At 73.2% G+C, this 13,535-nt stretch carries 12 protein-coding genes; 7 read left to right on the forward strand and 5 right to left on the reverse strand.

Annotated features, from left to right (window positions below):
* Positions 1-128 precede the first annotated feature (128 nt).
* Positions 129-791 (reverse strand): isochorismatase family cysteine hydrolase, encoded by a 663-nt coding sequence (locus AB0K92_RS06385; RefSeq protein WP_365919979.1) that lies wholly within the window; start codon positions 789-791, stop codon positions 129-131.
* Positions 792-855: 64 nt separating this feature from the next.
* Here AB0K92_RS06385 and AB0K92_RS06390 point away from each other — a divergent pair, with 64 nt between their 5' ends.
* The 3 genes from AB0K92_RS06390 to AB0K92_RS06400 all read left to right on the forward strand — a co-directional run bounded on the left by AB0K92_RS06390 (position 856) and on the right by AB0K92_RS06400 (position 3,131).
* Positions 856-1,368, forward strand: coding sequence for a PadR family transcriptional regulator (locus AB0K92_RS06390; RefSeq protein ID WP_365919981.1), 513 nt, complete (start codon positions 856-858; stop codon positions 1,366-1,368).
* Between the two features lie 141 nt (positions 1,369-1,509).
* On the forward strand, positions 1,510-2,283 hold the full coding sequence (locus AB0K92_RS06395) for an IclR family transcriptional regulator (RefSeq protein WP_365919983.1): 774 nt from the start codon (positions 1,510-1,512) through the stop codon (positions 2,281-2,283).
* Complete coding sequence (locus tag AB0K92_RS06400) at positions 2,280-3,131, forward strand: SMP-30/gluconolactonase/LRE family protein (RefSeq protein ID WP_365919985.1); 852 nt, start codon at positions 2,280-2,282, stop codon at positions 3,129-3,131. The genes AB0K92_RS06395 and AB0K92_RS06400 overlap by 4 nt, the downstream gene beginning before the upstream one ends.
* A 12-nt stretch (positions 3,132-3,143) precedes the next feature.
* Here AB0K92_RS06400 and AB0K92_RS06405 read toward each other — a convergent pair whose 3' ends face one another.
* The 4 genes from AB0K92_RS06405 to AB0K92_RS06420 all read right to left on the reverse strand — a co-directional run bounded on the left by AB0K92_RS06405 (position 3,144) and on the right by AB0K92_RS06420 (position 7,725).
* Positions 3,144-4,526 carry an FAD-dependent monooxygenase gene (locus AB0K92_RS06405; protein ID WP_365919987.1) on the reverse strand — a complete coding sequence of 461 codons (1,383 nt, stop codon included), beginning with the start codon at positions 4,524-4,526 and terminating at the stop codon, positions 3,144-3,146.
* Positions 4,527-4,613: 87 nt separating this feature from the next.
* Complete coding sequence (locus tag AB0K92_RS06410) at positions 4,614-5,789, reverse strand: MAB_1171c family putative transporter (RefSeq protein ID WP_365919989.1); 1,176 nt, start codon at positions 5,787-5,789, stop codon at positions 4,614-4,616.
* Positions 5,786-7,219: an MAB_1171c family putative transporter gene (locus tag AB0K92_RS06415; RefSeq protein WP_365919991.1), complete on the reverse strand. Its 1,434-nt coding sequence runs from the start codon at positions 7,217-7,219 to the stop codon at positions 5,786-5,788. The genes AB0K92_RS06410 and AB0K92_RS06415 overlap by 4 nt, the downstream gene beginning before the upstream one ends.
* Positions 7,216-7,725, reverse strand: a complete 510-nt coding sequence (locus AB0K92_RS06420; RefSeq protein ID WP_165998073.1) for a toxin — start codon at positions 7,723-7,725, stop codon at positions 7,216-7,218. Before AB0K92_RS06420 ends, AB0K92_RS06415 begins: the two co-directional genes overlap by 4 nt.
* A gap of 918 nt (positions 7,726-8,643) precedes the next feature.
* Here AB0K92_RS06420 and AB0K92_RS06425 point away from each other — a divergent pair.
* The 4 genes from AB0K92_RS06425 to AB0K92_RS06440 all read left to right on the forward strand — a co-directional run bounded on the left by AB0K92_RS06425 (position 8,644) and on the right by AB0K92_RS06440 (position 13,475).
* Positions 8,644-10,002, forward strand: coding sequence for an extracellular solute-binding protein (locus tag AB0K92_RS06425; RefSeq protein ID WP_365919994.1), 1,359 nt, complete (start codon positions 8,644-8,646; stop codon positions 10,000-10,002).
* A complete protein-coding gene (locus AB0K92_RS06430) occupies positions 9,999-10,940 on the forward strand; it encodes a sugar ABC transporter permease (protein WP_365919996.1) in 942 nt (313 codons plus the stop codon). The genes AB0K92_RS06425 and AB0K92_RS06430 overlap by 4 nt, the downstream gene beginning before the upstream one ends.
* Entirely contained in the window at positions 10,937-11,797 is an 861-nt protein-coding gene (locus tag AB0K92_RS06435) for a carbohydrate ABC transporter permease (RefSeq protein WP_365919998.1), read from the forward strand. The genes AB0K92_RS06430 and AB0K92_RS06435 overlap by 4 nt, the downstream gene beginning before the upstream one ends.
* Before the next feature lie 163 nt (positions 11,798-11,960).
* A complete protein-coding gene (locus AB0K92_RS06440) occupies positions 11,961-13,475 on the forward strand; it encodes an alpha-N-arabinofuranosidase (RefSeq protein WP_365920001.1) in 1,515 nt (504 codons plus the stop codon).
* The last annotated feature ends 60 nt before the right edge of the window (positions 13,476-13,535 follow it).

The following is a 13,535-nucleotide window of genomic DNA, read 5'->3' on the forward strand; positions in this document are numbered from 1 at the left end:
CGGTTCCGCGCGTCGGCGGTTCCCCGTGTCGGCGGTTCCCCGCGCCGCCGGTTCCCCGTGTCGGCGGCTCTCCGCGCCGCCGGTTCCCCGTGTCGGCGGCTCTCCGCGCCGGGCGCGGCACGCTCGTCTCACCGCAGGGGCGCGACCGCGGTCAACCGATCCGTGATCTCCTCGGCGGTCAGCACGAGCGCGAAGCCCTTGCGCAGGACGGCGAGTTCGGGTTCCTGGCGGGACTCGTCGTCGGTGGCCGTGACGTCGGAGCCGACGACGACCCGGTAGCCGCGCTCGTAGGCCTGCCGGGCGGTGGTGCCGCAGCAGTAGTTGGTGAGCGTTCCGGTGACGATGACCGTGTCGCGGCCGAGGTTGCGCAGGATCGTGTCGAGCGGGGTGTCGTAGAAGGCGCCGTAGGAGGGCTTGCGGATCAGGACCTCGTCGGGGCGGCGGCCCATCGGGGCCCAGACCTCGGCGGAGCCCGGCCGGCGCCAGTCGGTGCCGGCGTGCGGGAGGAACCGCAGGGCGTGCGGCCGGTCCAGTCCGAGGTGCGTGTCGTCGAAGATCGTCCAGAGCACCGGGACGGAGGCTGCCCGGCACACCTCGGCCAGCTGCCGCAGCCGGGGTGCCATCCGGGTCGCCGCGGGCACCCAGTAGGGGCTCCAGCCGGGCCGGACGAACTCGTCCTGCATGTCGATGACCAGCAGCGCCGTCCGCTCGGGCCGCACCTCGAACGAGGCCCGGCCGTGCTCGTAGGCGTCCCGCGCCCGCGCGGTCACCCATTCCTCGGTGTACGTCATTCCCGCTCCCCGCCCTCTCTGCATCGATTCGAGGTACCTCGTTTCGATGTGCGAGAGTAGCAGCATGCTCGAACTCGCGATTCTGGGATTCCTGGCCGAGGGGCCGCTGCACGGCTATCAACTGCGCGTCCGCATCGCCCACTTGTCGGGCCACGCGCGGCCGGTCAGCGACGGCAGCCTCTACCCGGCGATCAACCGGCTGGTCGCCGCCGGGCTGCTGGAGCGGCGGAGCGAACCGGGCGCCTCGGCCGCCCGGCGGCACACCCTGAGCCTGACCCGCGCCGGCCGGGACGAGCTGCTGCGGCGGCTGCGGGAGGCCGACGGCCTGGACATCAGCGACAGCACGCGGTACTTCACGGTCCTGGCCTTCCTCTCCCTGCTCCCCGACACCGCCGACCAGCACGCGGTACTGCGCCGGAGGCTGGAGTTCCTGGAACGGCCCGCGAGCTTCTTCCACGACGGCGACGGCCCCCTGCGCGCCGAGGACACCGACGACCCCTACCGCCGCGGGATGCTCCTCGTCGCGCGCGCCACCAGCCGGGCGGAGCGGTCCTGGCTGCGGGAGATCCTGGGCTGACGTCGCGCCCGCGGTGCCGGTGCGGGCCGCGCCCGCGGGTGCCGGCGCGGGACCCATTGCCCTGCCCGACCCTCCATGAGTAGCCTGTGTTCGCTATTCCGACCATCTGTTGAAATCTCGAACACAGGGAGGGGGCCGGTCGTGGGACGCCTCGTACCCGCCGTGACCCGGGCTCTCGACATCCTGGAGCTCTTCCTCGACGGTGACGGGACGCTCTCCGCCCCCGACATCGTGCGCAAGCTCCAGCTGCCCCGCACCACCGTCCACGAGCTGGTCACCACGCTCGCCGCCCGGTCGTACATCGTCCAGGTGCCCGGCCAGCCCGGACGCTACCGGCTCGGCGTACGGCCGTACCAGCTCGGCAGCCGCTACGCCGAGCAGCTGGACCTCGCCGCGGAGGGCCAGCAGGTCGCCCGGTCCGTCGCCGAGACCTGCGACGAGACGGTGCACGTGGCGATCCTGGAGGGCACCGACGTCATCTACATCGCCAAGGTCGACTCCACGCACGCCGTGCGCATGGTCTCCGCGGCCGGCCGCCGCCTCCCGGCGCACTGCACGTCCGTGGGCAAGATGCTGCTCGCCTCCCTCCCGGAGCAGGAACTCGCGGCGCGCGTCCCGGACGACGCCGAACTGGTCGCGATGACGCCGAACAGCATCACCGATCCGGCCGCGCTGCGCGAGACCCTGGCCGAGATCCGCCACCGCGGGATCGCCGTGGAGAGCCGCGAGTCCAACCCGGACGTCAGCTGTGTCGCCGCCCCGGTCCGCGACCGCACCGGGCAGGTGGTGGCCGCGCTGTCCATCTCGGTGCCGATGATCCGCTGGAGCGAGGAGCGCCGCGCCGAACTCGAACAGCTCGCCGCGAAGGGCGCCGCGGAACTCTCCGAGCGGCTCGGCCACCGGAGCGTGGCATGAGGACGTACGGCATCGAGGTCGCGGTGCGCGCCGAGGCCGCCCTCGGCGAGGGCCCGACCTGGGACGCGGCGCGGGGCCGCCTGCTGTGGATCGACATCCTCGGCTGCCGGCTCCACGGCTTCGACCCGTCGACGGGCCGCCGCACGGTCCGGACGACGGAGCAGCACATCGGCGCGGTGAAGCCGCGCGCGGGCGGCGGCCTGGTCCTCAACCTCCGCGACGGCGTGGGCCTCCTCGACCCGGACGGCGCCTTCCGCTGGCTCCACCACGAGCCGGTCCCCGGCCGCCGCGCCAACGACGCGGCCGTCGCCCCCGACGGCGCGCTGTGGGCGGGCACCATGCGCTACGACGAGGCGCCGGGCGGGGGCACGCTGTCCCGGCTGACCGGCGACGGCACGGTGGAGGTCGTCCTCGACGACGTCGCGGTCAGCAACGGCACGGGCTGGAGCCCCGACGGCCGCCGCATGTACTACATCGACTCCCCGACCCGCCGGATCGACGTCTTCGACGTCGACGGCCCCCGCGTGACCGGCCGCCGGCCCTTCGCCGCCGTCGAGGAGGGCGCCGGCTTCCCCGACGGCCTCACCGTCGACGCCGACGGCTGCGTCTGGGTCGCCCTCTGGGACGGCGGCGCCCTGCACCGCTACACCCCCGCCGGCACCCTCGACCGCCGGATTCCCCTGCCCACCCCGCGGGTCACCGCCTGCGCCTTCGGCGGCCCCGGCCTCCGGGACCTGTACCTCACCACGGCCCGGGTCGGCCTCTATGACCCCCACCCCCTGTCGGGGTCCCTCCTGGTCGTCCCGGACGCGGGCCAGGGCCTGCCCCAGCCGGCGTTCGCGGGCTGAGCCCGCCCCCGGCTACGGCAGCCCCGCCACCTTGCGTTCCTCCGGACTGAGCGGCGGCCCGGTCAGCGGCCGCTTGACCGGGCCGATCGCCGCGGCGAGGACCGCGCGCGGGCGCAGCAGCCGGGTGGGGCCCGCCGTCATGCTCGTGACGTCCCAGACGGCGGTGGCCGCGCTGTAGGAGCCGGTGGTGGCGCGGATCATGCGGCGGGTGTAGCGCATCATCAGCCGGTCCGGGAGGCCGGGGCCGGCGCCGCGGGTGCCGGGGAACCAGATGTCCTGGCCGACGGCCATGGTCCAGGCCGCCTCGACGACGCCGGCGGCCCCGCGCTGGACCTTGCGCGCGAGGCCGGGCCCGGTGAGACCGGTGCGCTCCAGTTCGCGGGCGAGGATCCGCGCGCCGAGCGCCGCCACCGACATGCCCTGCCCGTACGCCGGGTTGAAACTGGCCAGCGCGTCCCCGAGGACGACGAAACGTTCCGGCCAGTGCCGGGCCTTCTCCGGATAGCGGCGGTGGTTGCTGGTGGAGCGGCTGACGTGGACGTCGGTGAGCGGTTCGGCGCCGGCGATCAGCCGGCCCACGAGGGGGTGCGGCAGCTCCAGCGCGTACCGGAGGAAGGCGTCCGGGTCCGACGGCGGCTCGCCGCCGCGCGTGCCGGCGAGGCTCGCCATCCACCGGCCGCCCTCGATCGGCAGGACCATCCCGCTGCGGCCGGGCCGGGACCCGTACGGGTCGGCGTTGAGCACCGTGACGGGGAAGTCCTCCGCGCCCTCGGGGATGCGGTAGATCCGCGTCGCGTTGACCAGCCCCGAGTCGACGGTCCGCTCCCGCACATCCGTGACCCCGACCGCGCGCAGCCAGGCGCCGACCCGTGAGCCCCGGCCGCTCGCGTCGACCACGAAGTCCGCGGGGACGTCCTCGTCGCCGTCCGCCGCCGACACCCGTACGCCCTCGATCCGCCGCCGGTCACCGGCCAGTTCGACGACCTGCCCCTTGCGCAGCCGCACGCCGCCGCGGGCGAGCACCGCGTCCCGGACCGCCCAGTCGAGCAGTGCCCGGCTGCACGACAGCATCCGCGGCCCCGGACCACGCCAGCGCCGGAACCAGCCCTCCGTGCCCAGGGACACCATGTCCGAGGCCAGCGACACCTCCCGGGCGCCCTCGGCGAGCAGCCGCTCGCGGATGCTCCCGCCGGGCACCAGGTCCTCCATCGCCGCCAGGCCCCCGGCCAGCAGCAGATGCGCGTGCCGCCCCTGCGGCAGCCCCTTGCGGTGCTCCGGTCCGTCGGGCAGGTCGTCGCGGTCCCATACGACGACCTCGTCGACGACGGCGGACAGGGCCGCCGCGGCCAGCATGCCGGCCAGACCGGCACCGATGACGACAGCTCTACGCGACACGGGGCTCCTCGCACTCGGCCATGACACAGGCCCACAGAGGGCGGCGCACCGACCCGCCGCACCTGTGCCGGCCCGGCGGGACACCCCCTAGTCCTGGAAGGCTCTCACCGTACCTTCACGAGCCGTTCCCCAGGGAGGAGTTCGGGTCAGCGCCTGGGCCAGCTCGACCAGGCCGGCGGCGCCGGAGACCTCCGTGGCGTGCAGGCGGTAGGTGCTGGGGTCGGTGAGCGGGGCCTCGCGGGCGGCGGCCCGGTGCGCGGCGGCGGCGAGCATGGCCGCCTCGGCGGCCACCCGCGCCTCGTGCGGTGAGCGGCCGTCCCCCAGGGCGGCCGACAGCGCCGCCTGCCGCACCCGCTCGTCGAAGTACGGCGCGAGCGCGAGCAACGCGTCGTGGATGGCGACCTCACGCCAGTGCAGCCGCTCCAGCGGCAGCTGCCACCAGGACACGGGCGGCTTCGGGGCCGTCGACACGAACGCCACCCGCGACCACAGCGGCCCCAGCCGCCAGTAGTCCCGCAGCCCGCACCAGTGCGCGACGGCGGCGGGCAGCAGCCGCGGCAGCACGAAACCGGCGGAGCAGACGAGGGCCCCGAGGGCGGCCATCGGCGGGGCGACGCTCGTGGACAGGAAGTCCAGGTCGTGGCCCGTCCAACGCGCCACCACCGCCGTGTACTTGGCCACCTGGAACCCGACCAGGTCCAGCAGCGCCCCGATGAGGATCAGCCGAAGTCCCGCGCCCAGCAGCCCGGTGACCTCCCGGCCCCACTTGCGGCACACCGCGCACATCGCCGCCATCGCCGCGGTGTGCCCGAGCAGGTACAGCACGATCATCTCGCGCATGAACGGCGTGTTCGCGTAGTACGTGTCGAGGTCGGTCAGCCGCTCGGCCCGCGCGTCCGCGAGCGCGAACAGCACCACGATGGCCACGATCAGCGCACCGTAGGCGAGCACGCAGTCCCGGATCAGCCGCCGCACCCGCTCGCGGGCCCCGCCCCGCCAGTTGATCAGCAGGATCAGCAGCGAGCAGCTGTACGCCGAGAGCATCCCGTACGTGAGCGGCGCCCCGAAGTTGGGGATGCCGGTCAGCTCGTTGACGGCGGCCAGGGTCGCCGGAGCCGAGCAGCAGAACACGAGCGCGCCGAGCAGGATCGCCACACAGGTGGACACGGTCAGCGGGTTGCGCACGGGCCGCGGCGGCCGCCGGAACAGCACGACGGCGGAGAGCGTGAGCGCCACGGCCGCCCCGTAGACGACGAGGCTCATACGCGCGAGCCCCGCGCGGCCGGCACCGGCTGCGGCCCGTCGGCGCCGTGCGGCGGCGCGGCGGTGGCGAGGACGTCGGCGAGCGCGTCGGCGATGTCCACCAGGGCGTCCGGATCGGGCGCCCGGTCGGGGAACCGGTCCGGGAACCGGTCCGCGAACGGATCGGGGAACGGGTCGGCGAGCCGGTCCGACAGCGGGTCCGTGAACCGGTCCGCGCGCGGGTCCGAGAGCGGGCCCGTGAACCGGTCCGAGAGCGGGCCCGTGAACCGGTCCTCCGCCACCGGCCCCGCCGCTGCCCCAGACTCGGCCGCCGCCGGTCCCGCGACCACCGATCCCGCGACCAGCGGTCCCGCGACCACCGATCCCGCCACCACCGATCCCGCAGCCACCGGCTCCGCCGCCACCGTCTCCGACGCCTCCCGCACCGCCGCCGCGATGACCGTCGCCCACGCGCGGGCCGCGGCCCGCCGCGGATCGCCCGTGGCGCGCAGCGCCTCGCGCAGGGTCTCGTCGTACAGCTCGCGGTCGACGTACGCGTCGAGATGGCTCAGCGCGTTGTGGATGCTGGTCTGGCGCCACACCAGCCGGGTGACGGGGGAGGCCCAGCGCGGGCGCGGCAGGCGCAGGGCACGGCGTACCAGGAGGTCGTCCAGTTCGCGCTCCAGGGGTTCGAGGCGGCGGTACGTCCGCCGCGCCTGCCGCCACCGGGTCAGCCGGGGGCCGGCGAGCGGGATCAGGATGCCGATGACCGTCACGAGCGCGCCCAGGCCGGCCGCCGCCGGGGACACGCTGCGGTCGAGCGCCGACCAGTCGAGGCCGCCCCAGCGGGCGGCGACGGCGACGAGCTTGATGACGCTGTAGCCGGCGCCGCACAGGGTGCCGATGCCCAGCGTCACCAGGCCCGCCCGCAGCCAGCCGTCCACCCGGCGGGCCCAGCGCAGGGACGAGACGGTGGTGACGGCGACGGCGGTGAGATGCGCGAGCAGGTACAGCAGGATCATCTCGCGGATGTACGGCGTGTTCGCGTAGTAGGTGTCCAGGTCGGTGCGGCGCTCCACGGGGGCGTCGCCGAGGGCGAACATGGTCACGATGCCGGTGACGACGCAGGCGTAGGCGAGGACCCAGCGCCGGGTGGTGCGCCGTACGCCGGGGCCGCCGCGCCAGCGGACGACCAGCACCTGGGAGGCGGCGCTGTACGCGGTGATCGCCACGTACGTCACGGGCGCGGCGAGGTTGGGGATGCCGCTGATCCGGTTGACGGCGCCGATGGTGGGCGGGGCGCCCAGGACGAAGCACAGGCCGGCCAGGCCGAGGACCGTGCACAGGGAGCGCAGGTAGGGGTCGTGCCGGTGGCGCAGCAGGTCCGGTGACTTCAGGAGCAGGCCGAAGCCGAGGAGGCCGGCGCTGAGGTAGTTGGTCAGTGCGTTCATCGTCGGGTCCCGCGGTAGTTGAGCGCGGCCCCGATACGGCCCGCGAGGTCCTGTGGGTCGCCGCCCCGGTCCGCGTACACGGAGTCCGCCGGGGCGTCCAGCCAGGTGCGCAGCCGACGGCCCATCAGCATGCCGAAGCGGTCGGCCTCCTGCTCGTCGGCGAGGGTGAAGTCGGTGCGGGCGGCGGTGGCCCTGCCGTCGTCCTGGCGGGCGGCGGTCTGGCGCTGGTGCATGTGCCACACCTCGTGGCAGAAGATGACGATCTGGTGCCAGACGGCGGCGCGCCGGTCGACGACGACGTCGTCGTGCGTCTCGCCCTCCAGCCAGAGCCCGCTGGCCGTGTGCGGCGGGAACACCTCACGGTGGACGACGATCCGGCGGCCCCGCCACTTGATGGCCGACTCGACGACCGCCTGGAACATGACCTCGGGATCCGCGGGAACCGGCACTCGGATGGGTTCGATGAGGGCGTCGGCGAGGCGACGCATCTCCCTGTTCGTACGCACGGTTCTCCCCGTGGCTGCGCGGGTGTTCGATGCAGCAATATGCCAAGACCGGCGTCGCTTGAGCCACCTCTGCACGGCCCGGTGCGCGCGGCCCCGCGGGAGAAATGAGGCCGTTAGGGACGAAGAAGCCAAGGGCAGCGGACAACAATGGCCGAAAAGCGGACACCCGCCCGTGGGGGAGTGGCGACGGCAGTGGGTGGTGTGGGACGGCTTGTGGTCGTGGCGTGTGGGACGGCTTACCGGAGCGGGTCCGGCGGAGCGCGAGCCACGCGGCCGGGCACCGGCCCGCACGCCGGGACACGCCTCGGCGCCGGCCGGTTCACGCCGTGCCGGCCACGAGGGGTGACAGGGCGGACCGGACCGTGAGCGGAGAGCAGGGCGGGTGACTCCGCTCACCGCCGAGAACCGACCTACCGACTCGTGCGCACCCCGCCCACCCGCCGGACCTGCGCCTTCGCCGCCACCGGCGGCAGCGGCCGCCGGTCGGCCCGACCTCCGGCCGCGCCCCCGGCGCCGGTCCACCGCGCGGGCCAGGGCCGCGGGCGAACCGGCGGGGTGGCACGTCAGGGAAGGCCCGCGGGAGCGGGACGTGCGGCACTCCGGGCCGCCTTCGCGGTCGACGGCCGCCCGAGACCCGTCGACCGCCCTCATTCCGGCCGCCCGCGTGCGTGCGTCAATTCCGGTCGTTGTCGAACACCTCCGCGCGACCACCCGCTGACGCGGTGCCCTGCGAACCGCCGCCCCGGCGGCCGTCCGAGCGTACGCGGCGGGACCGGAGGACGACCATGCCCGTCGCGAAAGATTCGTGCCGGACCCATTGACGCGCACGCGCTTCGACCTTACGGTCCGTTCGAAGTTACGAGCGGTATTCGATATCTCGAACAATCCTCTGGCATCCTCTGAGAGTAAGGGCAGGGAATGGGACAACCTGGCCTGAACCGCAGGCAATTGCTGGCCACCCTCGGCGGGCTGACGATCGCGGGAAGCTTCGGCTTCGCCGCGCTCGGCACCGGCGCCGACGCCCTCGCCTCCGGCGCCCGTACGCGCGTGCGGTACTGGAACCTCTTCAGCGGCGGTGACGGCTACAACATGATCGCGATGCTGGACGCCTTCCGCGCGGAGCACCCGGACATCGCCGTGAAGGACTCCACCCTCCAGTGGGGCAGCCCCTTCTACACCAAGCTCGCCATGGCCGCCGCGGGCAACCGCGCCCCCGACCTCGGCGTCATGCACCTGGGCCGGGTCACCGGCTTCTCCCCCGGCCGCCTCCTGGACCCGTGGGACGTCGGCCTCCTCGCCGAGTACGGCGTGCACGAACGGGACTTCAACCCCGCCCTGTGGCAGCGCGCCGTCGTCGACGGCAAGCTCTACGCCCTGCCCCTCGACATCCACGTCCAGCTCTGCTTCTACCGCAAGGACGTCCTGAGGACGGCGGGCCTGCTCGGCTCCGACGGGCGGATGGTGACCCCCACGTCCACCGGCGAGTGGTTCGCCATGCTCAAGGAGGCGAAGGCCGCCACCAGGAAGGGCCTGCAGACCATCGGCTTCTGGCACAACGACCAGAACTTCCAGTGGTGGTTCTTCGTCGCCTTCTACACCCAGCTCGGCGGCAGCTGGTTCGACGACACCCGCACCGAGGTCACCTTCGACACCGAAAAGGCCGCCGAGGTCCTGCGGTTCCTGCGCCGCCACATCACCGACGGCTACGCCGACCCCGGCTACGGCGGCGCCGCGGGCGCCGAGCAGTTCGTCAACGGCTCCCCGTTCGCCTGGGAGGGCAACTGGTCGGTGCCCGTCTTCGACAGCGCGAAGGTCGAGTACGGCGCGACCCCGCTCCCGCCGGTCTTCGGCAAGCCGGCCACCCACGCCGAGTCGCACGCCTTCGTCCTGCCCCACCAGGCCGAGCGCGGCGGCCCCGCCAACGAGGCCGCGCACCGGCTCGCCGCCTACATCGTCCGGCACGCCCGGCAGTGGGCGGCCGGCGGCCACATCCCCGCCTACACGCCCACCCTGTCCACCCCCGCCTACCGCGCGCTGACCCCGCAGAGCGAGTACGTCTCGGCGATGGACCACCAGGCCACCGAACCGAAGGTGTGGTTCGCGGGCTCCACCGGCATCCTCGCCCAGCGCGTCGGCCCGGTCGTCGTCTCCGCGACCACCGGCTCCGCCGGCCCGGACGCCGCCGCCCGCCGGATGCGGCGCACCCTCACCGAACTGCTCGCCTCGAGTAACCCCATGGACGGCAGGACCGCGGCGCAGGGAGGTGCGGTCGCATGACGACGACCAGCGCGGAGACCGTCATCGCACCGGCCCGCCCCCGCGCCGCCGCGGTCGGCGCCACCGCCCGCCGGAGGCAGGGCTTCCAGCACGGCGGCTGGTTCGTCGCCCCGTTCCTCGTCCTGTTCGCGCTGTTCGTGGTGTGGCCGCTGCTGCGCGGCCTGTACCTCAGCTTCACCGACGCCAACATCTCCGGCGAGGGCGCGAGCTTCATCGGCCTCGACAACTACCGCGAGGCGCTGCGGGACGACCTGATGTGGGAAGCGCTCGGCCACAGCGCGTACTTCACGCTCCTGGTCGTGCCCTGCATCACCGTCATGGCGTTCCTGCTCGCGATGCTCGCCCACCACATCGAACGCGGCAAGTGGCTGTGGCGGCTGTGCTTCTTCGCCCCGTTCCTGCTGCCGTCCACCGTCGCCGCCAACCTGTGGCAGTGGCTGTTCAACCCCGGCACCGGGATGATCAACCACGTCTTCGGCATCGACACGCCCTGGCTGACCGACAAGACGTACGCCATGCTCGCCGTCGTCATCACCACCCTGTGGTGGACGGTCGGCTTCAGCTTCCTGCTCTACCTCGCCGCCCTCCAGGGCATCCCCGGCCACCTGTACGAGGCCGCGAAACTGGACGGCGCGAACGCCTGGCACCGCATGGTCCGCATCACCCTGCCGATGCTGCGCAACATCACCGGCCTCGTCGTCGCCCTCCAGATCCTCGCCTCGCTCCAGGTCTTCGACCAGGCCGTCGTGATGCAGGACTTCGGGCCCGGCCCGGAAGGGTCGACCCGCACCTTCGTGCAGTACACCCTCGAAGAGGGCTTCACCAGCTACCGCGTGGGCTACGCCTCCGCCATCTCCATCATCTTCTTCGTGATCATCGCGGCCGTCGCCCTCGCGCGGATGTGGCTGCTGCGCACCCGTGAGGAGGGCGGCCGATGAGCGACGCCGCACGGATCCGCCTCAGGCCCCGCAAGGCCTGGACGCCCAGCCAGATCGTCCTCACCCTCCTCGGCACCGCCGTCGCCGCGGTGTTCCTCGCCCCGCTCGCCTGGGCCCTGTTCACCTCGCTCAAGTCCGAGACCGAGGCCGTCGAGGTGCCGGCACACTGGCTGCCCAGGGAGTGGACCGGCCAGGCCTGGAAGGCGATCTTCGAGAACGGCAACATCACCGACTGGTTCGTGAACTCCCTGGTCGTCTCCGTCTGCGTGACCACCGTCGTGCTGGCCGTCTCCGCGCTCGCCGGATACGGCTTCGCCCGCACCGAGTTCCGCGGCAAGGCCGCCCTCATGGGCGTCGTCATGACGGGCCTCATGGTCTCCCCGGCCGTCCTCGGCGTCCCGCTGTTCACCACCGTGCAGCAGATGGGGATGGTCGACACCTACTGGGGCATGATCCTGCCCCAGTGCGCGCCCGCCGCGATGGTCTACATCCTCTACAAGTTCTTCCAGGGCGTGCCGCGCGAACTGGAGGAGGCCGCCTTCATCGACGGCGCGGGCCGCTGGCGGGTCTTCTTCACCATCGTCGTCCCGCTCGCCCGCCCCTCCCTCGCGGCGGTCGGCATCTTCACCTTCATCGCGTCGTGGAACAACTTCCTGTGGCCGTACATGGTCACCAACAACCCCGACCTGATGACCATGCCGAACGGCATCGCGACCGTCATGAACTCCTACGGCATCCAGTGGGCCCAGCTCATGGCCGGCGGCCTGATGGCCGGACTGCCCCTGATCGTCGTCTTCGTCTTCTTCCAGCGGCAGATCGTGGCGGGCGTCGCCCACACGGGACTGGCGGGCCAGTGACCGAGCCGGGCCCGGACCGGCTCGCCCGGACGGAGGACGGCCGCCCCGAGCCGCTGTGAGGGCGCGGGAACCACCCGCGCGCCCCCACACCGCACACCGCACACCGCACACGACCCGCACCCGACCACCACACCTGACAAGCCACGCACACGGAAAGGCGCCCATGCGACCCGCCCGCTTCACCCTGGACCCCGCTTTCACCGTCGGCGAGGTCAGCCCCCGCCTCTTCGGCAGCTTCGTCGAACACCTCGGCCGCTGCGTCTACACCGGCATCTTCGAACCCGGCCACCCCACGGCGGACGCGTCCGGCATCCGCCGGGACGTCCTCGGCCTGGTCCGCGAACTCGGCGTGACGGCCATCCGCTACCCGGGCGGCAACTTCGTCTCGGGCTACAAGTGGGAGGACTCCGTCGGCCCCGTCGAGGACCGCCCCCGCCGCCTCGACCTGGCCTGGCACTCCACGGAGACGAACCGTTTCGGCCTCTCCGAGTACATCGCGTTCCTGAAGAAGATCGGCCCGCAGGCGGAGCCGATGATGGCCGTGAACCTCGGCACGCGCGGCGTCGCGGAGGCCCTGGAGCTCCAGGAGTACGCCAACCACCCCGCCGGCACGGCCCTGTCCGACCTGCGCGTCGCCCACGGCGACAAGGACCCGTTCGGCATCCGCCTGTGGTGCCTGGGCAACGAGATGGACGGCCCCTGGCAGACGGGCCACAAGACGGCGCGGGAGTACGGCCGTATCGCCGCCGAGACGGCCCGCGCGATGCGCCAGGCGGACCCCGCCGTCGAGCTGGTCGCCTGCGGCTCCTCGGGCCAGTCGATGCCGACGTTCGCCGAATGGGAGGCGACGGTCCTGGCGGAGACGTACGACCTGGTCGACTACATCTCCCTGCACGCCTACTACGAGCCGGTCGACGGCGACGTGGACTCCTTCCTCGCCTCCGCCGTCGACATGGAGTCCTTCATCGAGAACGTCGTCGCCACCTGCGACCACGTGGGCGCCCGCCTGAAGTCGAAGAAGAGGATCAACCTCTCCTTCGACGAGTGGAACGTGTGGTACCTCTCCCGCTGGGAGGAGCGGGCCCAGACCTTCGAGCAGCACGACTGGCCGGAGGCACCCCGCCTCCTGGAGGACAACTACAGCGTCACCGACGCGGTCGTCTTCGGCTCGCTCCTGATCGCCCTGCTCCGCCACGCGGACCGCGTCACGGTCGCCTGCCTCGCCCAGCTGGTGAACGTCATCGCCCCGATCATGACGGAGCCCGGCGGCCCCGCCTGGCGCCAGACGACGTTCTTCCCCTTCGCCCAGGCGTCGAAGTACGGCCGCGGCGAGGTGCTGGACGTCCGCGTCGACTCCCCGACGTACGAGACGGCCAAGTACGGCGAGACGGACCTGCTGCACGCCACCGCCGTCCGCGCCGAGGACGGCACGGTCACCGTGTTCGCCGTCAACCGCGGCCGCGCCGAGTCCCTGCCCCTGGAGGTCGCCCTGAACGGCCTGGGCCTCACCCGGGTCGTCGAGCACACCGCCCTCGCGGACGCCGACCCCGACGCCCGCAACACCCTCACCGACCCCGACCGGGTCACCCCCCACCCCGTCGAGGGCACGACCCTCACCGACGGCCGCCTCACCGCCGTCCTGGAACCGCTGTCCTGGAACGTGATCCGCCTGGCCTGACCCGCCACCTCACCGGAGCCGCCGGAGCACCCCTCACCTCCGGCGGCACCGCCGCGCTCG

The sequence above is a fragment of the Streptomyces sp. NPDC052687 genome (assembly GCF_040678395.1).
In the GTDB taxonomy this organism is placed as follows: Bacteria; Actinomycetota; Actinomycetes; order Streptomycetales; family Streptomycetaceae; genus Streptomyces.

Bases quoted from the DNA above. Each gene is read 5' to 3' on its own strand.
- AB0K92_RS06385 (WP_365919979.1), bottom strand. From the start codon at position 791: ATGACGTACACCGAGGAATGGGTGACCGCGCGGGCGCGGGACGCCTAC.
- AB0K92_RS06390 (WP_365919981.1), top strand. From the start codon at position 856: ATGCTCGAACTCGCGATTCTGGGATTCCTGGCCGAGGGGCCGCTGCAC.
- AB0K92_RS06400 (WP_365919985.1), top strand. From the start codon at position 2,280: ATGAGGACGTACGGCATCGAGGTCGCGGTGCGCGCCGAGGCCGCCCTC.
- AB0K92_RS06410 (WP_365919989.1), bottom strand. From the start codon at position 5,789: ATGAGCCTCGTCGTCTACGGGGCGGCCGTGGCGCTCACGCTCTCCGCC.
- AB0K92_RS06415 (WP_365919991.1), bottom strand. From the start codon at position 7,219: ATGAACGCACTGACCAACTACCTCAGCGCCGGCCTCCTCGGCTTCGGC.
- AB0K92_RS06425 (WP_365919994.1), top strand. From the start codon at position 8,644: ATGGGACAACCTGGCCTGAACCGCAGGCAATTGCTGGCCACCCTCGGC.
- AB0K92_RS06430 (WP_365919996.1), top strand. From the start codon at position 9,999: ATGACGACGACCAGCGCGGAGACCGTCATCGCACCGGCCCGCCCCCGC.
- AB0K92_RS06435 (WP_365919998.1), top strand. From the start codon at position 10,937: ATGAGCGACGCCGCACGGATCCGCCTCAGGCCCCGCAAGGCCTGGACG.
- AB0K92_RS06440 (WP_365920001.1), top strand. From the start codon at position 11,961: ATGCGACCCGCCCGCTTCACCCTGGACCCCGCTTTCACCGTCGGCGAG.